We start from the raw sequence: 21,125 nt of genomic DNA on the forward strand, positions 1-21,125 counted from the left end.
AAAAAACAGGTTAAATGGAAAGAGCCCGGTGGAATACCGAGCTCTCGTACAAAAAACTTAATTTTGAATCTGTCCAACTTTTTGGGGTCACACCACTTTTTTTGTTAAAAGATATGGCTGCAGGCCGGGATTGGCCTATCCGGAGACTGGTTCGGAACGAAGAGCAATGAGCCAGGGATCAACCTCAGATCAAACCCGTATAAAACACGAATTTTGTCCCTGTTCTATCCGTGCTTTATACGAAGCTGTTTAGCTGTTTAGTCCTTATCTGTTCCTGCAATCGAGCCAAATACTGCTTTAATTAAAGCGACTACAATCGCAAGAAATGCAGCTGCCCAAAATCCACTGGTATTGAAGCTGCTCATCATGTTGTCTACCAATAAAATCATTAACACCGTAATGATAAAGGATACCAGGCCAAGTGTAAGAAAGTTGATGGGAAAGGTGAAAATGCGTAAGATCGTTCCAATGGTCGCATTGGCCAATGAAATTAGTACTGCGGCGACGATAGCGGCCCAATAGCTGTCTACATGAACTCCCGGAATGAGTTTTGCGCCCAGAAATACAGCGAGTCCTAATAATAAAATTTCTACAATGAGTCTCATAATGTTTAATTTAGTGGTATGTTAAAATGTTTTGTAAAGCTGACAGGAGTAATGTGCTCCATGGGTTTGTTTTTTGCCTGTTCCAATGCAAATAATAAGCCACTTTCCATAGATTTTTCTTCGGATAGTACAAAAATTGTAATTAGCCATATTGACAGGACCGGATTGCTGGAGCTTAAAAATAGCAGTAAAGGGGATTCGAGCCTGAATGAGATGCTCTCTGTTCTTCAGACTCCTTCGGAACAGGATTCTGCCATCAGAGAAGAGCCGATTGCAGGAAAGGTGATGTTAACTGATAGCAATATCGTGTTTGTTCCTGCGCAGCCTTTCGTAAAAGGACGTGATTATCTGGTGATTACGCATTTAAACATCCGCTTTGGAGGTGTTGAAGAGATTGTCAAAGGGAAAGTCAGCTATAGCATCAAGCCTCAACAAAAATTCTTAAAGAGGTAAACGATCGTTTTGCTGATCCTCAGATGGCTGTGCCTCCTGCTCTTCGGATGTATCTTGTTGAAAAAGTTGTACATACATTGCACATAAGATGATTCTCATTTTTATTTTGAAAAAATATTTCCTATCTTTGCATTTGTAATAGAGGGCAAGAGGGGGCAGAAGTCCCCTCTTTTCTTTTATTTGGAAATTGGTTATGCAGGTAGAAAAAAGAGTTACAGCGTTAGTTGAAGAGAAAATTTCGGATAGGCCGGAGTTGTTTTTGGTAGAGGTAAAAATGCTTCCAAACAATAAGCTTATTATTCATGTCGATGGCGATGAGGGAATCAGTATTCAGGATTGTGCCGCAATCAGCAGACATGTAGGCTTCCATCTGGAAGAGGAAAATACGATTGAAAAAGCGTATAATTTAGAAGTTTCTTCTCCTGGTGTAGGCGAGCCGCTTAAACTTCAAAGACAATATGTGAAAAATATTGGAAGAGAATTAAGTGTGAAATTGAATGGCGGAGAAATTAAAGAAGGGAAGCTGCTTTCTGTAGAGGATCATAGCATAACCATCGAAGCGAAGGTGAAAGAAAAAGGTAAAAAGGCGCAACTGGTAGAAACCAGCATCGACTTTAGTAATATAACAGAAACAAAGGTTTTAATTTCATTTAAATAAAAATGAGCAATATTAATTTAATCGATTCATTTCAGGAATTCAAAGAGTTCAAGAACATCGACCGTCCTACAGTGATTAGTGTGCTGGAAGAGGTATTCCGCAGTATGTTGCGTAAAAAATACGGTACTGATGAGAATTGTGACGTAATCGTTAACCCGGACAACGGAGATTTGGAAATCTGGCGTACAAGAAAAGTGATGGAGGATGGTTTTTCTGAAGATGATGACCTGGAGATCGAACTTGCTGAAGTAAAGCTTTTGGATGCTGATATGGAAGTTGGCGACGATTACATTGAGCAGATCACTTTAGAAAGCTTTGGCCGCAGAGCGATATTAGCTGCACGCCAGACGCTTGTTTCCAAAGTATTGGAATTAGAAAAAGACGAGATCTTTAAAAAATATAAGGATAGGGTTGGAGAGATTGTAACAGGAGAAGTTTACCAGGTTTGGAAAAAAGAAACGTTGGTGCTGGATGATGAAGGCAACGAGTTGATGATGCCTAAAACTGAACAGATCCCTGCCGATTACTTCAAAAAAGGCGATACTGTCCGTGCGGTAATTTTAAAAGTAGACATGGTGAATGCTACTCCTAAAATTATCATTTCAAGGATCGCCCCTGAGTTCTTACAGCGTTTGTTCGAAATTGAGGTTCCGGAGATTTTTGATGGTTTAATTACCATTAAGAAAATCGTTCGCGAGCCAGGAGAAAGAGCGAAGGTTGCTGTGGAGTCTTATGACGACAGAATTGATCCGGTTGGCGCTTGTGTGGGTATGAAAGGTTCAAGGATACATGGTATCGTAAGAGAACTTAAAAATGAAAACATTGATGTGATCAATTTCACCAACAATATTTCACTATACATCACCAGGGCATTAAGCCCGGCAAAAATCACTTCTATTAAGTTAGATGATGAAACAAAACACGCTTCGGTATATTTGAAACCAGATCAGGTTTCATTGGCTATCGGTAGAGGTGGACACAACATTAAACTGGCTGGTAAATTAACCGGTTACGAAATTGATGTGTATCGTGAAGCAGGCGAAGAAGATGAAGATGTGGATATCGAAGAATTCTCGGATGAAATCGATAGCTGGATCATCGATGAGCTGAAAGCGATCGGTTGTGATACCGCAAAAAGTGTACTTGCACTTTCAATTGATGAGTTGGTAAAACGTACCGATCTTGAAGAAGAAACCATCAAAGAAGTGATGAGTATATTAAAATCAGAGTTTGAATAAACGTTATCTTGAATAGGTGCGAACTATGTGGCAATTAAAAACAAATCACATACCCATGAAATAAACAAGAATAAACGTTACTTTTGTATAAGAATTAAAGAAAAAATAGGATATCAATGTCAGACGACAAACCAATAATTTTATTTAAAGCAGTTAAGGAACTTAACGTAGGCATTGCTACGGCCGTTGAGTTTTTAGAAAAGAAAGGCTTTTCTGTTGAGAATAAACCCACTACTAAGCTCTCCCGCGACATGTATAATGCGCTGTTGAAAGAGTTTCAGGGCGATAAGATCGTAAAAGAAGAAGCCAATCAGATTGTTATTGGTAAAATTCGTCGTGATGAGCCGGAAGTGACTGAGAAAGTTGCGGAAGCACCTAGAAAAAATGTAGAATTCGAAAATGAAGGCATTCTTATTAAGAACCTTCATTCGTATACTCCTCCTGTAGAGAAACCTAAAGAAGAAGCTCCCGCAAAACCGGCAGCTCCAGTGGTGGAAAAAACAGAAGAGAAACCTGAAGAGGGAGCATTGCCGGGTGTGAAAATAGTAGGAAAAATCAATCTTGATGATTTAAACGCTAAAACCCGTCCGGTGAAGAAAGAAGAAGCACCTGAAGCGCCTCAGCCTGTGGCTGAAGCTCCTAAAGTGGTAGAACCAACACCAGCCCCTGCTCCAGTGGAGAAAGCACCTGTAGAAGAGAAACCAGTAGAGAAACCAGTGGAAGCCGTAAAGGAAGAAGTGGTTAAACCTGTAGTAGAACAACCTAAGGTGGAAGAGACTCCAAAGCCTGTTGAGCAACCTGTTGCAAAAACAGAGCCCGAAGTAAAAGAAACTCCTAAACCAGTGGAAGCACCAAAAATAGTTGAAACGCCGAAAGTTGTGGAAACCCCTAAAGTTGAAAAAACAGATGAGGTAGAAGTGATTAAAGCACGTTCTGTAAAACTTTCAGGACCTAATATCATCGGTAAGATCGTTTTACCTACCACACCAGATCGTAAATCATCTCCTGTAGCCTCTTCGGCCGACAGCAATGATGCGAAAAGGAAACGTAAGCGTAAAAAGACTCCAGGGCAACACCCGGGACAGGGAGGTAACACTCCAACAGGAAATCAGCAGGCAGGCGGCCAGGCAGGACAAGGTACTACAGCACCAAAACCGGCTCCGACCTTTACCAACAGACCTGATTTCAGGAACAATACTAACAATACCGCCAACAGGCCTAACTTTAGAAACAACAAACCAGGAGCTCCTGGAAGCGGTCCTAAGGAAGAACCTACGGAAAAAGAAATACAAGACCAGATCAAAGCAACACTTGCACGTTTAAGTGGCGCTGGTAAATCGGGTAAATTTGCTCAACGTGCTAAACTACGTCGTCAGAAACGTGATGATGTTGCCCTTTCGGCAGATGAAGCAGCAATGGAGCAGGAATTACAATCCAAAGTGTTAAGGGTGACGGAATTTGTTACGGCAAATGAGTTGGCTACGATGATGGATGAGCCGGTAACTAAAATTATCGGAACCTGTATGAGCCTGGGAATGTTCGTATCCATCAACCAACGTTTGGATGCAGAAACATTAACCATTGTAGCAGATGAGTTTGGTTACGAAATTCAATTCGTTAAACCGGATGATGAAAGCGATATCGTTATCGAGGAAGAAGATAATGACGAAGATTTAGAGCCAAGAGCTCCGGTAGTGACGATCATGGGTCACGTCGATCATGGTAAGACCTCATTGCTGGATTATATCCGTAAAGCAAACGTAGTGGCTGGTGAGGCCGGTGGTATTACACAGCACATTGGTGCTTATATGGTGACCACACCTACAGGTAAGAAAGTTACTTTCTTAGATACTCCCGGTCACGAAGCCTTTACGGCGATGCGTGCACGTGGTGCGAAAGTAGCCGATATTGCCATCATTGTTGTTGCTTCGGATGATGCGGTGATGCCACAGACTAAAGAGGCCATCAACCATGCTCAGGCTGCAGGCGTACCATTGGTATTTGCCTTCACAAAAATTGATAAACCGGGTGCAAACTCAGATAAAATACGTGAACAATTATCCATCATGAATATCCTGGTAGAGGATTGGGGAGGTAACTTCCAGTCGCAGGAGATTTCAGGTAAGAGCGGACTGAACGTAGACTTGTTATTAGAGAAAGTTTTATTGGAAGCAGAATTGCTTGACCTTAAAGCGAACCCTAACAAACGTGCTACAGGTAGTGTAATCGAAGCGACCTTAGATAAAGGACGTGGTATTGTAACTACAGTGCTTGTTCAGGCAGGTACGTTGAAAATCGGAGATCCGATTCTGGCAGGTAGTTATAGCGGACGTGTTAAAGCGTTGTTTAACGAACGTGGGCAGAAAGTAGATAAAGCAGGACCTTCAGTACCGGTACAGGTATTGGGTATGCAGGGTGCCCCTACAGCGGGTGATCGATTCAATGCATTGGAAAGTGAAGTTGAGGCGAGAGAAATTGCCAACAAACGTTTACAACTAATGCGTGAGCAGGGTCTTCGTACGCAGAAACACATTACACTGGATGAGATCGGTCGCCGTTTGGCAATCGGTAACTTTAAAGAGCTGAACCTGATTGTTAAAGGTGACGTGGATGGTTCAATTGAGGCATTATCTGACTCATTGCTGAAACTGTCTACTGAAGAGATTCAAATCAATATCATTAGTAAAGCGGTAGGTCAGATCTCTGAATCTGATGTATTGTTAGCTTCTGCTTCTGATGCGATCATCATTGGTTTCCAGGTTCGTCCTTCTTCAGGGGCGCGTAAACTGGCCGAGGCTGAACAAATTGACATCAGGTTATATTCTATCATCTACGATGCAATCAATGAGATTAAAGCGGCGATGGAAGGTATGTTGGCTCCGGAGTTTGAAGAGAAAATCACCGCGAATGTGGAGATCAGAGAAACCTTTAAAATCACGAAAGTGGGAACCATTGCAGGATGTATGGTATTGGATGGTACGATTACACGTAACAGCAAAATCCGTATCGTTAGAGATGGTGTGGTAGTTTACACAGGTGAACTTGCTTCATTGAAACGTTATAAAGATGACGTGAAAGAGGTAGCTAGAGGTTACGAGTGTGGATTGAACATTCATAACTTTAACAACATCGAAGTAGGTGATATCGTTGAAGCTTACGAGCAGGTAGAAGTAAAAAGGAAACTTTAAATTCCCTGTTATCGAATACATAAAAGAGCCAGCATCATTGTGATGACTGGCTCTTTTCTTTGGGAAAGATTATTCCATCATCGAAAGTGTACTTTTTAGTAATGCGATGTCGATTGTTAAATTGCAACCCTCTCCTTCAATTACCAGATTTTCATCATCTGGAGTCCCAAATAAATAATAATATTTTAGACGAAGTGCCTTAGCCAGATGCCAGAAACACTGATTGTGGTAGATTTTATTTCTTCTGAATTCGAGTACAGATCCCTCCGGATGTAGATACAGCATGTTGACCAGGCCTGCCCCATGCATTGCAACAATGGATTTTGCAGTCGCAGTAAGGGCAACTTGTTCTTCAAAACTATAATCTTCATATCGGATTACTTCATACCCAAAATCCTTAACAGCCGCCAATACTTCGGGCTCATTTAATACTTTCCTATATCTTGCCTTGTCCCTGGTAATGTATAATTTTCTGTTCGGGCGCTGCGAATAATCGACCCTCGTCGAAATAAATGCCTGCATATCCTGCATGATCTTATCATTGATATAGCCGCTCAGGCAGGTATGGGTTAGCACAGACAGTTTCTTCACCTTAACCAACTCGTCCTCCTGGATAAATTCTATAGCAGCAGGTTGGAGTTCTAAAAAAGCCAGACTTTTTAAGCCCTGATCCCTTACGTAAGCAGTGTCCGGGAGTAGAAGGGTGTAATCTTTAAGTCTGTCTTTTACGACAAATAACCTGGGCAGAAGGTCACAAAACCAATGGTAGTGTGCATTGGTCCAATCATCATAGACCAACAGGTAATTCGCCTCTTTAAGGATTTTTTTTTTCTTGATCAGGACCCTTTTTATATAATGCTTGATGCTGAAAAATTTTGGGTAGAGCTGTTCATCAATCAGGTTAATTTTGCTTAACCGGAATTTCGCCTCTTCGTAGATAAACCCTCTTTTATCAACAATACAATTTTTTAAATCAATCAGCTGCACGTCGTAAGTGCGATACGAAAATTCATCTTTACAGAAGTCGAGTTCACCTTCTATATAGTTTTCTGGCATTTTTCGGGTGATAGCATAACTATCCAGGATGTTTTCGGTCATGTAATTTGCTTTCGGACAAGCATTTTTGCTTAAGCGCAAATATAAAATTATTTATGGGAAGGTTTTAAATGCAGGATAGGAGATAAGTTTTGAAACATGTTTGATTTTAGATTAACTTCGTTTCCATATTTTGAGTTTAACCATGGGATTAAGGAGGATTATAAAAAATCGGTTTGGAAAGCATACCGATGCTAAGAAAGAAATCATCAATGTATATCATACCAGCCACAACAGGCATGTTTTGATTTCCTATATTGTTTATCCTTTTCAATCCGCTAATCAGTTTACACATCAGAATTATATAACTGCTCATATTGCTGCAGAGTGTTTTTCGGCTCTGGGATACAATGTAGATGTAGTCGATTATATGGATCAGAATCTGGTGATAGATTACGGTAAGTATTCTGTTATTTTTGGCTTGGGGTATAATTTTGAGCAATCATTTTACCACCCCGACAGGTCTATTCCCCGAATTCATTTTGTAACCGGTGCTCATGAAGATTTGCATAATAAGATGAGTCTGGCTAGCATGGAAGATTTCTATCAGCTTTCGGGCTTATGGCTTGCAAATGAAGCCAACGTAATGAAAAATATCTGCTATTATTCCAATTTCAGTGCAGATTTGGACATCATATTTGCACATGGGCTTGTGCTGAATGATTATCGGGCGAGAGTAAAAAATCCGGTTTGCAGTCTAAATAATAACGTTCTCAACGCCTTTGAAGGATTTAAACCAAAATCTAAGGAAGGACGAACTTCTAATTTCTTGTTTTTAAGTGGGGCAAAGCTAATTACCAAGGGCCTTTTTATATTATTGGAGGTAGCGAGATTGCGACAGGATTTAAATTTTTACATTGTCGTACAGCAAATGGATGAAAGCTTTGAGCGGTACTACCAGGATCTGCTGCTGCAGGAAGGGACAAATGTTCGTCTTTATAAGAACATCAGGATGGACTCAGAAGAGATGAAAGGGATTGTGGAGGCTTGTACTTATTGTGTTGCCCCAAGTTACATCGATGGCCTTCCTGGTGGCACTATTGAGCCAATGGCCGGCGGACTAATTCCTATTGTGAGTAAGTATTGCGGTCTGCCTGCGGAAAGGTTTATTTTTGAAATGGAAGGTTTATCGCCGGAGGTGCTGAATGAGACTATAAATCAGGTTTTGGCATTGGATGATGATACTTATATGGAATACAGTAATGCGGTAAAGGAATACACCCGAGCTAATTTTTCAGGTGATCATATGAAAAAGGAATTAATGAGCATATTGACGTCTGAGCTTTCAGGCGTATTAAATTATAGAAAATAGGAGCTAATGAAGAGTAAAATTACCGGGGGACAGACTGAGCTTGCTTTTGTCACTAAAGTATTAAAAAAATACGACGTAAAATATTACAGGTGTTTGGATACTGGGTTTATACAGACTGAGGAGCCTTATTGGCTGGAGGAAGCTTATTCATCTGCAATTACAAAACTGGATATAGGTATGTTGTCCAGAAATGAAGTGGTCAGGGATAAGACCTTAAAAATACTTTCCCGTCATTTTGATGCCAATAAACGCTTTCTTGATTACGCAGGCGGTTATGGTATTTTTACCCGTTTGATGCGGGATAAAGGATACGATTATTACCATAGCGATATCTATTGCCAAAATATTTTTGCAGAGTATTTTGACCTCGCCAATTGCCCCCAGCAGGACAATTTTGAATTGGTTACTGCTTTTGAAGTGCTGGAACATCTGGTCAACCCAATGGAAGAAATTCGTAAGATGCTGATGCTCTCTGACAGTCTGTTATTCACTACAGAACTCCAACCCGAAGAAATGTTAAATAACCTTTCTGATTGGTGGTACATTGTTCCTGAAACCGGCCAGCATATTGCCTTATATACCGAGAAATCCCTTCATTTTATTGCCAAAGAACTGGGTTTTAATTGTTATTCTGATGGTGTGAATACGCATTTGTTTACTAAAAAGAAGTTAAGTGAAAATCCATTCGAAGAACAGAAACCGCCTTATCTTTTAAAGGTGATGAAAAGGAAAGTGGCCAGATATGACCGCAACCAAATGATGCCAAGAGAAAGTCTGCTGACTAAAGATTTTCATGACATTAAAAGAAAACTGAACAGTTAACCATAAATCGGATCCTTTTTAGGAGGATTGTTGTATGGCCTGCTTACAGGCATTAAGATAGCCTAAAGCTGTTTTTTTCCAACTGAATTTTGTAGCCTGTTTTAGTCCTTTGTCGATATAATGGCGTCGGCTTTCCGGATCTTCCAGGAGTCCGTATATTTTCTTTCTAAGGTCTTCGGCATTGTTCAGCTCAAAATAAACACCTGCTTCTCCCGCCACTTCAGGGAAGGAGCTATGGTGCGGCAATACCACAGGACATTCGCTGATCATTGCTTCAAGTACGGGCAAGCCAAAGCCCTCGTATTCTGAAGGAAATATAAAGCACTTGGCATTCTTGTAATATAAGGCGAGCTGGGCATCTTCGAAATCTTGCTGGACTACTTGTTTTTTAATCCCTAATTCCTCGATTAACTGAGACTCCTCTTCGGAAAATTGATTACCTCCGGCACAAAGGACAACTAAATCAGGGCAATCTGTCAGAATAGGGGCAACGGCTTGTATAAAGAAGTTAAAGTTCTTATATAATGATCTGTGACCTACAAAAAGAAGGTAGTTTTCAGGAAGATTTGGCGGGCTTGTATCATCAAGCTTTATACTGGATGCCAGATATACGATTTCAATCTTGGAGGCTGCTATGTGTGGATAAATCCGCAGAATGTCGTCCTTGGTGTTTTGTGAAATAGCAATTATTTTTGTGGCTTTTTCCAGCAACAGTTTTTTACTGCTTGCTGTGAATTTATCCCCGGCAAAGTATTTTGGAAATAACTCATGAATCATGTCATATACCGTAAGAACGAAAGGCGTTTGACCTAGTGCGTCCAGAAAATAGGGATCATAGTAAGTGGGAATAAAAACTTCTGAAGTTTTTGATTTCAATTGATCGACGGTCTCTTTTAGACTTTTTTTCTTTAATTTTTTTGGCCGGTAATTGCGAAAAATCTGGCTGTACCTGATTTTAAAATCGTGATTTTGCTGATAGGTATCGCTAAACAATTCACTTTCTTTATAGTAGATGTTATCGGTGTAAAAAATAGGGCATTGAACCAAAACGTCCTCATTCTGATCTAAATGTTTGTATATCTCTGTATACTGCCTGGAAATTCCCCCAAATGTTTGATTATTGAATATTTGTGGGTCTAAGAGTATTTTAATCATTATTTTTGTTGAAGATGTTTTTTGAGGAAGACCTCAACCTGCGCCGTATTAAAAAACGTAAATATAGCAAGGCATTATTACTAAAACTAATTATAAAAGTCTCAGATGGGTTTGGACGGTTTGAAAATTTCCATTATAACAATTAGCTATAACAATGCTGCAGGATTGGAAGAAACAATTCGTTCTGTAATTGCACAAACGTACAAAAATATAGAGTACATTGTTATTGATGGCGGTTCTTCGGATCATAGTAAAGCCATTATAGCAAACCATGAAACAGGGATAGCCTATTGGGTAAGCGAGCAGGATAAGGGGATATTTAATGCCATGAATAAGGGAATTAAAGCGGCTACCGGAGACTACCTGCTTTTTATCAATAGCGGCGATCTTTTAATGGATGAGCACGTGATTCAGGATGTGATCGATATGGGCCTGAAAGAAGATCTGGTGTACGGAAATCAGATGATCATTGACGGGGCTTTGAGAACGGAGTGGATCCCGGATGCTGAATTAACTTTCAGTACGTTTTTTAAAACAAGTATTCCTCATCAATCCACGTTTATTAAAAGGGATCTTTTTTATACTGTTGGGTTATACAATGAAAATTACACCATTATTTCTGATTGGGCATTCTTTCTGATCGCAGTGTCAAAACACGGTTGTTCCTACCGGCATGTGGATCGGTTCATTGCGTTGTTTAATAAAGACGGCATTAGCTCTGATCCGGTTAACTATCCAACTTTAGCTAAGGAAAGATTAGACGTCTTTGAACAGTATTTCCCGTTCTTCTATAAAGATTATGAGCGGTTCGCGGTCATGGAAAGAGAAATGCAGAAGATTGCCTATTTTAGAAAGGCCCGGTATTTCGTGAAAAAAATGATCAAGGCCGCTAAACTAGGGCCCTCCCGATAAACGCTATCGTTTTTTCTTAAAGAGTTTCTGTTTTAGCTTTTTAAAAAATGATTTCTTTTGAGAATCGTTCCTGGCAGTGTAGTAGTTAGGAAGTTTGATGTAGGCCTCATACTCGTTCTTTTGTAGTACCTCATGATATCTCGCCAACAAAGGAGCGATATCAGGGCGGGTATCGAGATTAAATAGTGACCATTTCGAGATTTCCAGTGGCTGATTATAGTCCCATCCGCTAAAATGAAAAAAGGATAAGGGAGTTGCCTGGTTAACGATAAACTGGTTGTCCTTCTCCGAAATCACCCGTTCATGTAAATTCCAATAGGCCATATTCATACCCTGGTCACGTTCAATATGGGCATCTTTAAAGTATAGAGGAACGAAGTTTATCCACAGCTGGTCGTAATAATATCCATTGCAACGATCAGAAATGCAGCTGGGAACGCATCTGGGGCGGAACCATTTTATAAATTTTGTAGCTTCTTCGGATTTTTTAAGTTTAAAAAAGCCACCATTAAACATTCCGGCATTCAATACCTCCAACTCTTGTCTTTTCATGTCGAGGCTTGGTGCTGAAGTGAAGTGTGGCGTATAAATCAACTCATGATTCCGGATCATGCTTTCCGGAAGGCGGTTAAAAAAAAGAATGTCCGAATCACAAAAGATCACCTGTTCGACTTCTTTTTTACTCAGAAAGTATTCGGCAAATAAGATTTTAGCCGAATTGGCCAGTTCCATCGGACTGTATATTTTCGTAATCAAATCGAATTCTTCTGCTTCTATCTCGTGGAGCTGTACCATAGGGTATTTGCTCATTAATGGGTTCTTCGCTATCGTATCCTGGTCAAGGTAATCGGTGAGGCAGATGCTCACCTCAAACTCGGGATGATATTGTTTCACAGAATCTAATAATGAAACTGCATATGGAAGATAATTCGTCGTAGCAATGGTGAAGAATTGAGTCATAATTAAAATAGCTGGTCTAATTTTTTGTAGCAGGATTCCTGTTCATAACCAGATTCATAGGTGAACTTTGCGTATAAAGATTGTTCTGTATAGTTTTCTGTATCATCAAGAAGATTTAATATATGATCTTTGAACGCCTCTGGCAGATCAGCTACGAGACAACCGTTATTTGTTTTGTTGATCAGGCCATCTATCCCACGGGTGTTGCAGACCACAGGAAGATGGTAGGAAAGCGCTTCAACCACCTTGATTTTTGTTCCCGTGCCGGAGAGCATCGGGCAAATGGCAACTTTGGCCTGATGGTAATAGGTTGTCAGATCTTCTGCGAATGGAACTGTGGTGATATTGGGTTGATCTCCCTTGATGAATTCAGTGATCTGACCAATAACACATATTTTAATGGACTTGCGTAAGAAGGGATAGACCTGTGTCATAAACCAATTTGCCGCTTCCACGTTATGTGGATTTTTACTGGCTACATAGAGCAGATCAAATTTCCTTTCCGGGAGCGGTATTGTGCTAACGGGCGGTTGCTCAATCATCATTGGAGCAAGCTTAACGGCTGTTTTACAAAACTGACTAAAGATGTATTGCTCTTCTATGGAGATGGCCAGCACATGATCAAAAAGAGAAAGCCTTCTGATCTCTTCCTGAAAGGATTTTCCAATAGGATATTTTCGTTGGTTTTGCGCAGTCAGGAAATCATGGGTATCCAATATTGTTTTGGCATTTCCGATCAAAGGGTTCTTTTCTATCAACGTAGACCAGCTTGCATAGTTAATGAAGATATAATCGTAGTTGTGCTGCTTTAAAAGATGATCAAAAGCTTTCTTTAGCTTATAGGTGACCAAATCTGGAAATCCGAAAGGCAGAACTCCCCATTTTTTCTGATAAAAAAAATTGAGTAGTTTATGGCAAAACAGGTAATAAATAAGATTTCTTTTGGAAGCCTTGCGCTTTAAAACCGAGACTGTATCGACCAGATTACTTTTTTCAAATTGCCTGATATCTTCGTTATTCCATTCTCCCCAGGAGTACTCACTTACAAAATGGATGTCAAAATTCCTTGATTTAAAATACTCAAGAAAGCTCATTGCCCGAATTTTATTTCCTGCATTTTTCTTTAGCGGATTATCGGGCATGAAAAACAGAACCTTTTTCATCTTACTCTTCAAATGTCTGCATATCGATTAATCGTCTGTACAGGCCATTGTTTTCCATCAACTGGCTATGAGATCCCTGTTCTACAATGGCGGCCTTGTCCAAAACGATGATCAGGTCTGCGTTTTGTATGGTTGATAAACGATGTGCAATGATCAGCGAAGTCCGGTTTTCCATGAGCTTATATAAAGCGTCCTGTACCAGCTTTTCAGATTCTGTATCAAGAGCTGAAGTTGCTTCATCTAATAGCATCACTGGCGGGTTTCCTAATATCGCCCTGGCAATACAAAGTCTTTGCCTTTGTCCGCCAGAGAGGCGAATACCCCGATCACCGATGGAGGTATCGTAACCATTATCAGTATGCATGATAAATTCATGTGCATTGGCTATTTTAGCCGCAGTCATCACCTCTTCCCTGCTCGCATTTGGTTTTGCGAAGGCTATATTATTGAAAATGGTATCATTGAATAAAATGGATTCCTGATTTACAAAGCCCATTTGACTTCTTAAGGAGGTGACTGTAATTTCACGGATATCTACATCATCAATTAGGATACTTCCTTCTTGAGGTTCGATAAATCTTGGCAGTAAATCCATTAGCGTGGATTTACCTCCTCCTGATGGACCTACAAGTGCGACGGTCTTACCTTTGGGAATTTCTATATTTATATGATTTAATATGGTCCTGTCGCCGTATGCAAACGAGACATCTTTGAAAGTTATGGACTTACCGAAGTTAGTGATGTCAACTGCGTTGGGAGCATCAACAATCTCTGGTTTTTCATCGATCAGATCAAGTACTCTTTTTCCTGCAGCTAAGCCGGTATGAATGGCACTAAATGCATCCGAAAGCGCTTTTGCAGGGCGCATCACTTGTGAAAATACAACAATATATGCGATGAACTGTGATGAGGTAAGTGTGGATTCGCCAGTCAGCACGAGAGATCCCCCGAAATAAACGATTCCAGCAACCATGGTTACGCCCAGGAATTCTGATACCGGAGAAGCAAGCTGTTGCCTGCGTACCATTTTTCTGGTGATATTCGAATAGTTGACATTTTCCTGTTGAAACCTGTCTTTTACATATTCTGTCGCATTGAACGCTTTAACAATTTTAATTCCTGACAATGCTTCATCCAGATAGCCAAGCATATTGGCAAAGGTCTCATGTGCTTGCGTCGCTTGCTGTCTTAACCTTTTCACAATCTTTGCAATGATTAGTCCGGAAAGTGGAATGATCAGCAGAGAGAAAAGTGTAAGTTTTACCGATATGGCAAAAAGCAGGACTATGTAGACAATTAAGGTTACTGGCTCTTTAAATACAACCTGTAACGTATTAGTCACTGTAAATTGTACGACCTGTACATCTGAAGATACTTTAGATATGATGTCTCCCTTTCGTTGACTGTTGAAAAAGCTCAGATGAAGGTTCATTACGTTATTAAATACCGTTTTCCGTAAGTTTAAAAGGGTATGTACACGAAGATCTTCCATGATTCTTGAAGAAAGATATCTGAAAATATTCGATAATAATACAGAAGCTACGATGACTAAACAGACAAATTTCAATGCAGCCTGTGGGCCATAATTGTGGATGTAATAATCTGTGACTTCTCTGAAACGCGCCATAATATCCCACCAAGATTTGTCTTGTACAGTTGTTGTGGTTGCTTTTGCTCCCTCAACTACTTCTTTACTATTGAATAATGTGTCCAGTAAAGGGGCTAATAGTGCCAGATTCAATGTATTGAATAGGATATAAAGTAATGTTGTAATTACGTACGGTATTGCAAATTTTTCAATGGGTTTTGCAAAGGACAATAACCTGAAATAGTCTTTCATTAAGAATTTAAAATTTTCCAAAGGTACGTAATTACCCGCATGTACAAAACAGGGCTGTTCCATACGTTTGCCTTGTATAGCAAGATTTAAACAATACAGAAGCCGGAATCAGTTCTGCTGATGATTCAGTTCCATGTGGAATAATAAAATTATCTTTGAGGTCTTACCATTGTTCACATCCCGGATTCTTCAATGCTTATAATAATTGAAACTATCCGGGATGTGAACGGATGGAGGCTGCTGAATCCTAAGGGGGCGTATAGACCGGAGGTTGTGGTAAAAAACAGAAGATATCGCGAGGTATTGCAAATACGATGGCTTTACGTTGATTTGAGTACACAAATTATAAAATGATTAGATGAATATATTATTTGATTGTGAACGGTTAAAATATCCAAACACCGGCTTATATACTTTTTGCGAAAGTTTAGGTGCCGCATTGGTCAGGAATGCAAATGCTGATCAACATATTACTGCTTATGTTCCTATTGCTGAAAAGGGTATTCTTGGCGATCGGGCTAACTATTTCATTCAAAAATCGTGGCATAAACTGTTGATCCCCGGAACATCAAAATTTGATGTTTGGCACATCAGCAATCAGGTCTCCAGATATTACCCGCCCAAGGGGCGGGTTAAAGTGTTATTGACGATACATGACCTGAATTTTTTGATTGAAAAGCAAGATCGGCCTTCCAGAATTAAGCAACATCTTGATCAGATCCAAAATAGAATTAACAGGTCTTCTGCTATTGTTTGTATTTCCCATTTCGTTTTAGACCAGGTCAGGGAATATCTTGATATTAAGGGAAAGGAGATTTCCGTTATTTATAATGGTTGCACAGTTAATGAATATCCGGAGTTTAATATGCCTGCATTTCGACCATTTAAGCCTTTTTTGTTTAGTATTGGCACTGTTCTGCCCAAAAAAAATTTCCATGTGCTGCCGGCACTGTTAAAAGAGAATGATTACGAACTGGTTATTGCAGGGAATTTAAGCGCTCCTGAATACGTGAATAAAATTTTAGAAGAAGCAAAACGTCTTGGTTTGCAGGACCGGGTTCATATTATTGGATCAATTACGAAAGAAGAGCGTTGTTGGTATTATAGGAATTGCTGCGCATTTGTGTTTCCTTCTATTGCGGAAGGTTTTGGTTTGCCTGTAATAGAGGCTATGCACTATGGTAAGCCTGTATTTTTGTCAACGCACACGTCCTTGCCGGAGGTCGGGGCTGACGCAGCCTATTATTTTCAAAATTTTGAAGGAGAACATATGCAGCACATTTTGAAAGCGGGACTAATACATTTTGATTTGAATAATGGATCAAACAAAGCAAAGAAAAGAGCTGCTCAATTTAATTGGGATGATACTGCAAGATGCTATCTTAGATTATACAATTCGCTTTAATGCAATGAAAATTGCTTCTTCCGTCATTCTTCTGATGTTGTGAAATATTAAATATAAATGTATTTCTTTGCTTATAAATAATTTGAATGGACACTTGTGAATCACTTTTGAAAGGAATTGAACAGGGTAACTTTATTGCCTTGGCAAGGGGCCTGACCCTTGTAGAGAACGATATTGCTCCTTCCGCCAGACTGTTGCGTTCATTAACTGTTCGTAAAGAAGTGCCCGTTATTGGAATTACCGGTCCGCCAGGCGCAGGTAAAAGCACACTGGTGAACGCTATTACAGAGCATTTTACCGCTCAAAATAAACGGATTGCTATCCTGGCGGTTGATCCTACTTCCCCATTCAATTTTGGATCTTTGCTGGGTGACCGGATACGGATGTCTCAGCATTTTAATAACCCGAATGTTTATATCAGATCGATTGCGACAAGAGGGGCATTGGGAGGGATTTCGGTAAAAACTATCGAAATGGTTGATGTCATGCGAGCGGCTGATTTTGATTTGATTTTTGTGGAAACGGTAGGAGTTGGACAGTCTGAGATAGAAATTGCAGGATTGGCTGATAAAACTGTGGTTGTTCTTGTGCCGGAATCCGGAGATGAAATTCAAAATATAAAGTCTGGTCTGATGGAAATTGCTCAGGGCTTTGTTGTGAATAAGGCCGATCGTGACGGAGCTGATGCTTTTGCAAATAATTTAAAGAAATTGGTCTACCAGCAACATTCAAAGATTCCGGTGTTTAAGACTGTTGCAGATAAAAAACAAGGGATTGAGGAGTTGTGCGATTGGCTAATTGAACCGGTTCTGATTGCTAATGAAAGGAAGCCATTCCTGCTTGCCGAAAAAGCATTGAAGATTATACAGCATTATCGGATGGGCGGGATTGATAAACAGAAGTTAATAGCCGACGTTCGTGAAGCGGCGAAAAAGAAGGAGTTTAACATCTATAAATTTACAGATGCATGGATTTCCTCATAAACAGGAGGACAACGATCTATTGTTGTCTTGAAAAAAGGACTTTTTTGTCCAAACGAATAGGACAACAGGTGTCAGATGGTGACATGGCATGACGGATTATCCGGTATAAGCGTGTCGGGGTGTATATTTTACACCACAATTATCGTGTTTTTATGTTAAGGAATTGTAACCTTGTAGAAAAAGTCTTATCACATTGGTCCTCAGTGTGTTTTGATTTTTTTAAAACAAATGTTCGTCTTGGTTTGTATGTTCTCCTGTTGGATAATATTCCCCTGATTAAAGGGCATATTTAGGTAATTAGTGACACTTTCCAAGTTTGGAACGGAGTTTGTGTAGCTATTGTGAGAATTTAAAAATTTGTTTAATTTTGCTACACAAAAAAATTATACAATTAAAATTTGTTTAACCTTAAAAAAGAAAATTATGAATTATTCTACTTTAAAAAAGGGTCTTGCAGTCTCTTTCGTAGCATTAATGGGAGCAACGACTCTTGCTAGTGCACAAGATGCTCCAGCGACTTCATCTTCAGCCAAGGTATTTGGTGGAAGATCTCAGTACAGATCATGGTCAATCGGTGTTAACGGTGGTGTTTTATCTCCATTTGTTGCAATCGGTGGTACTAATGATTTCACTAACTTTGATGTAAACTTAGGTTACGGTCTTTCATTGAGAAAGCAACTAGGTCATGCATTTGGTTTAGAAGGTAACATTTTCCGTGGAAAAGTTTCTGGAACTAACAAAGATGCTCCAGGTGGTTCTGTTGGTGGACTAAAAGAATTTGAAACTGAAATGCAGTATGCAGTAGATTTAAGAGGTGTTGTTAACGTAGCAACTGTTGACTTCTTACGTCGCGAAAACTCTGTAAACTTCTTCGTGACTGCTGGTTACGGTTTAGTAGCTTACAACCCTAAAGTTGACGGAAAAGACAACAAAGGTAAATTTGGTGAAGACGGAGATAAAGACTTTATTAAAGAAGCTTATATTCCAGTTGGAGCAGGTGTTAAATTTAAAGTTTCTGACCGTGTGTCATTTAACTTAGGTTATACTATGCACTTCATTGACTCAGATAACTTTGATGGAACTTGGGCAAATGCAACTACTAAAGATAAATTCTCTTACGGATATGCTGGTTTAGAATTCTCTCTAGGTTCTAAATCTAAACCAAACCTTGACTGGGTTAACCCACTTGCTTTAATGTATGATGAATTGAAAGATCCTTCATTACGTCAAGAAGTTGAAGCTTTGAAAACTCGTGTATCTAACGTTGAACAATCTGTTGAAGCTTTGAAAAAAGATTCTGATGGTGACGGTGTTGCTGATCAATTCGATAAATGTCCAGGTACTCCAGCAGGAACAGCAGTTGACGGTTCAGGATGTCCTCTACCTAAAGTAGAGACAGTTGTAGCCCCAAACGCTAGCAATGTAACTGGTTTCGAAACTATCCAATTTGAATTCAACAGTTCAGTTTTAAAAACTGAGTCTTACCCTACTTTAGATAAATTATCTTCAGTATTGCGTGAAAACGGTGGTAAAGTAACTGTAAACGGTTATGCTTCAAGCGAAGGTACTGCTGCATACAATGTGAAATTATCTAAAGACAGAGCTAACTCTGTTAAAACTTACTTAGTTAACTCTGGTGTTAACGCTAGTCAAGTTGTAACTAAAGGTCATGGTGAAGCTAATCCAATCGCTTCAAACGATACTGAAGAAGGTCGTATCCAAAACCGTCGCGTTGAATCTGCTAGAAACTAATTATTTCTAAGTAAATATTAAAAAAGAGGGCTTCAATTTTGAAGCCCTCTTTTTTTTATTCCTACATTTGTAATGGTATGTATCTATTCAGAAAAAAAGACCCTAACAGGCCCATTAATATTAATTTGAAAATCATGCATGTGATTAATGCCATTGCGATTACTGTCTTTGTGGCCGGCATCCTCTGGAAATTAATAGACTTGATTTTTCTGAAGTAAACAAAGCCGGAAGCTACCTGAACCCCTGAATTTTAAGCACGAAATAAAACGATATAAAAGATGAAGCAGATATTTAACACCAATAATGCCCCGGCACCAATTGGTCCTTACAGCCAGGCTGTAAAAGCGAATGGTTTCTTGTTCTTGTCAGGCCAGGTTGCTATAAACCCGCAAACGGGAGAACTTACTCAGTCATCTATCTCTGAAGAAACCCATCAGGTGATGAGAAATATTAAGGCGGTATTGTTAGAAGCTTCATACAGTTTTAATGATGTCGTAAAGACCACGATATTTCTAACGGATATGGCTTTGTTTTCAGAAGTAAATGAAGTGTATGGCACTTATTTTGAAAGTAGCAGTAACTTTCCAGCACGCGAAACGGTTGCCGTTAAAGGCTTGCCTAAAGGCGTAAATGTAGAGATCTCTATGATTGCTTGTAAAGGCTAAGTTTTGGGGAAATCAAATTTGAGGTACTTCTTTGCAGGGGTTTTATCTTTTGCTATATGGGGGTTTTTCTCTATTCCACTTAGAAATCTTAAAGCCTTTCCTTCTCAGGAAATTCTTTATTACAGAATCTTTACGTCCATGGTTTTTCTCTGGATTGCGATTCTGATCTTCAGAAAAAAGCAAATTAGAAAAGACCTTGATTATCTTGGGGGATTGGACAGAAAAGGGAAACGTACGATCGGTTTACAGATTGTTGCCTCTACTGTCTTATTAACCTCAAACTGGTATACTTATATTTATGCCGTAAACAATGTAAGCCTTCAATCGGCAGCTTTTGCTTATATGGTTTGTCCGTTGATTACTGCTTTTGGTGGGTTTATCCTGCTTAAAGAACATTTGTCGCGGTTAAAGCTCATCTCTCTTGCCATCGCCCTGCTGAGTATTATCCTGTTGGCAACAGGTTCTTTGGTGGAAGTAATGTGGTCTGTAGTCATCGCCTCTCTGTATGCCTTCTACCTGATTATCCAACGCAAAATGCAACACCTTGATAAACTGAATGTATTGTCGGTGCAAATTGGTCTTGCTGTATTGCTAATGCTGCCTTTTTATGTTTTTCAGCATGCGGCGATCCCGATGGACTCCTGGTTTTGGGGGAATATTATTGTCGTAGCCGTATTTTTCACCATCATCCCATTGTTTTTGAGTTTGTATGCCCTCATCGGTATTCCTTCCTCTACATTAGGGATCATCATTTATATCAACCCCATAATTGCTTTTACTGTGGCAATTCTGCACTTCAATGAACACGTGGATACAAATAAGCTACTTGCTTATCTTTTGCTGCTGATCTCTGTCGTTGTATTTAATTGGAGCATACTAAAAGATATACTTACATTTAAGAAAAAAAATATTTAAAGAC

19 protein-coding genes are annotated in these 21,125 nt (G+C 39.6%); 13 read left to right on the top strand and 6 right to left on the bottom strand.

The features are described from left to right. Positions 1-257 precede the first annotated feature (257 nt). Positions 258-605 carry a phage holin family protein gene (locus BLQ87_RS24380; RefSeq protein WP_074611549.1) on the bottom strand — a complete coding sequence of 116 codons (348 nt, stop codon included), beginning with the start codon at positions 603-605 and terminating at the stop codon, positions 258-260. Positions 606-623: 18 nt separating this feature from the next. On the opposite strand from BLQ87_RS24380, the gene BLQ87_RS24385 reads away from it, so the two are divergent. From BLQ87_RS24385 to infB, 4 genes are all read left to right on the top strand, one after another. After that, positions 624-1,058 carry a hypothetical protein gene (locus BLQ87_RS24385; RefSeq protein WP_143010537.1) on the top strand — a complete coding sequence of 145 codons (435 nt, stop codon included), beginning with the start codon at positions 624-626 and terminating at the stop codon, positions 1,056-1,058. A 193-nt stretch (positions 1,059-1,251) separates the two neighbouring features. Continuing rightward, complete coding sequence (gene rimP, locus BLQ87_RS24390) at positions 1,252-1,716, top strand: ribosome assembly cofactor RimP (RefSeq protein WP_074611551.1); 465 nt, start codon at positions 1,252-1,254, stop codon at positions 1,714-1,716. Between the two features lie 2 nt (positions 1,717-1,718). Next, entirely contained in the window at positions 1,719-2,954 is a 1,236-nt protein-coding gene (gene nusA / locus BLQ87_RS24395; RefSeq protein WP_074611552.1) for a transcription termination factor NusA, read from the top strand. A gap of 116 nt (positions 2,955-3,070) precedes the next feature. Next, a complete protein-coding gene (gene infB / locus BLQ87_RS24400) occupies positions 3,071-6,142 on the top strand; it encodes a translation initiation factor IF-2 (protein WP_074611553.1) in 3,072 nt (1,023 codons plus the stop codon). A 69-nt stretch (positions 6,143-6,211) separates the two neighbouring features. Here the strand turns inward: infB and BLQ87_RS24405 are convergent, their stop codons facing one another. Continuing rightward, complete coding sequence (locus BLQ87_RS24405) at positions 6,212-7,240, bottom strand: glycosyltransferase family 61 protein (RefSeq protein WP_074611554.1); 1,029 nt, start codon at positions 7,238-7,240, stop codon at positions 6,212-6,214. Between the two features lie 142 nt (positions 7,241-7,382). Between BLQ87_RS24405 and BLQ87_RS24410 the strand changes: the two genes are divergently transcribed. Together BLQ87_RS24410 and BLQ87_RS24415 are read left to right on the top strand one after the other, a co-directional pair. After that, positions 7,383-8,549, top strand: coding sequence for a glycosyltransferase (locus BLQ87_RS24410; protein WP_074611555.1), 1,167 nt, complete (start codon positions 7,383-7,385; stop codon positions 8,547-8,549). 6 nt (positions 8,550-8,555) lie between these two features. Further along, positions 8,556-9,371 carry a class I SAM-dependent methyltransferase gene (locus BLQ87_RS24415; RefSeq protein WP_074611556.1) on the top strand — a complete coding sequence of 272 codons (816 nt, stop codon included), beginning with the start codon at positions 8,556-8,558 and terminating at the stop codon, positions 9,369-9,371. Between the two features lie 18 nt (positions 9,372-9,389). On the opposite strand, the gene BLQ87_RS24420 is transcribed toward BLQ87_RS24415, so the two are convergent. Beyond that, positions 9,390-10,526: a glycosyltransferase family 4 protein gene (locus tag BLQ87_RS24420; RefSeq protein WP_083362040.1), complete on the bottom strand. Its 1,137-nt coding sequence runs from the start codon at positions 10,524-10,526 to the stop codon at positions 9,390-9,392. A 105-nt stretch (positions 10,527-10,631) separates the two neighbouring features. Between BLQ87_RS24420 and BLQ87_RS24425 the strand changes: the two genes are divergently transcribed. Further along, a complete protein-coding gene (locus BLQ87_RS24425; protein ID WP_083362041.1) occupies positions 10,632-11,438 on the top strand; it encodes a glycosyltransferase family 2 protein in 807 nt (268 codons plus the stop codon). Between the two features lie 3 nt (positions 11,439-11,441). On the opposite strand, the gene BLQ87_RS24430 is transcribed toward BLQ87_RS24425, so the two are convergent. The 3 genes from BLQ87_RS24430 to BLQ87_RS24440 are packed head-to-tail and all read right to left on the bottom strand — an operon-like array spanning position 11,442 to position 15,401. Beyond that, positions 11,442-12,398, bottom strand: a complete 957-nt coding sequence (locus tag BLQ87_RS24430; RefSeq protein ID WP_074611557.1) for a glycosyltransferase — start codon at positions 12,396-12,398, stop codon at positions 11,442-11,444. 2 nt (positions 12,399-12,400) lie between these two features. After that, positions 12,401-13,561 (bottom strand): glycosyltransferase, encoded by a 1,161-nt coding sequence (locus tag BLQ87_RS24435; protein WP_074611558.1) that lies wholly within the window; start codon positions 13,559-13,561, stop codon positions 12,401-12,403. A 1-nt stretch (position 13,562) separates the two neighbouring features. Beyond that, entirely contained in the window at positions 13,563-15,401 is a 1,839-nt protein-coding gene (locus BLQ87_RS24440; protein WP_074611761.1) for an ABC transporter ATP-binding protein, read from the bottom strand. Positions 15,402-15,759: 358 nt separating this feature from the next. On the opposite strand from BLQ87_RS24440, the gene BLQ87_RS24445 reads away from it, so the two are divergent. The 6 genes from BLQ87_RS24445 to BLQ87_RS24465 all read left to right on the top strand — a co-directional run bounded on the left by BLQ87_RS24445 (position 15,760) and on the right by BLQ87_RS24465 (position 21,121). Beyond that, complete coding sequence (locus BLQ87_RS24445) at positions 15,760-16,806, top strand: glycosyltransferase family 4 protein (protein ID WP_074611559.1); 1,047 nt, start codon at positions 15,760-15,762, stop codon at positions 16,804-16,806. Between the two features lie 86 nt (positions 16,807-16,892). After that, positions 16,893-17,789 (top strand): methylmalonyl Co-A mutase-associated GTPase MeaB, encoded by an 897-nt coding sequence (gene meaB, locus BLQ87_RS24450; protein ID WP_074611560.1) that lies wholly within the window; start codon positions 16,893-16,895, stop codon positions 17,787-17,789. Between the two features lie 423 nt (positions 17,790-18,212). Continuing rightward, complete coding sequence (locus BLQ87_RS24455; protein WP_074611762.1) at positions 18,213-19,541, top strand: OmpA family protein; 1,329 nt, start codon at positions 18,213-18,215, stop codon at positions 19,539-19,541. A 77-nt stretch (positions 19,542-19,618) separates the two neighbouring features. Beyond that, entirely contained in the window at positions 19,619-19,759 is a 141-nt protein-coding gene (locus BLQ87_RS34200; protein WP_317048291.1) for a DUF6728 family protein, read from the top strand. Positions 19,760-19,819: 60 nt separating this feature from the next. Further along, the gene (locus BLQ87_RS24460; RefSeq protein WP_074611561.1) at positions 19,820-20,206 is read left to right on the top strand and encodes a RidA family protein; all 387 of its coding nucleotides are present in this window, start codon (positions 19,820-19,822) and stop codon (positions 20,204-20,206) included. Positions 20,207-20,224: 18 nt separating this feature from the next. Further along, positions 20,225-21,121, top strand: coding sequence for an EamA family transporter (locus BLQ87_RS24465; protein ID WP_245723919.1), 897 nt, complete (start codon positions 20,225-20,227; stop codon positions 21,119-21,121). The last annotated feature ends 4 nt before the right edge of the window (positions 21,122-21,125 follow it).

Source organism: Pedobacter steynii, assembly GCF_900103665.1.
In the GTDB taxonomy this organism is placed as follows: Bacteria; Bacteroidota; Bacteroidia; order Sphingobacteriales; family Sphingobacteriaceae; genus Pedobacter; species Pedobacter steynii.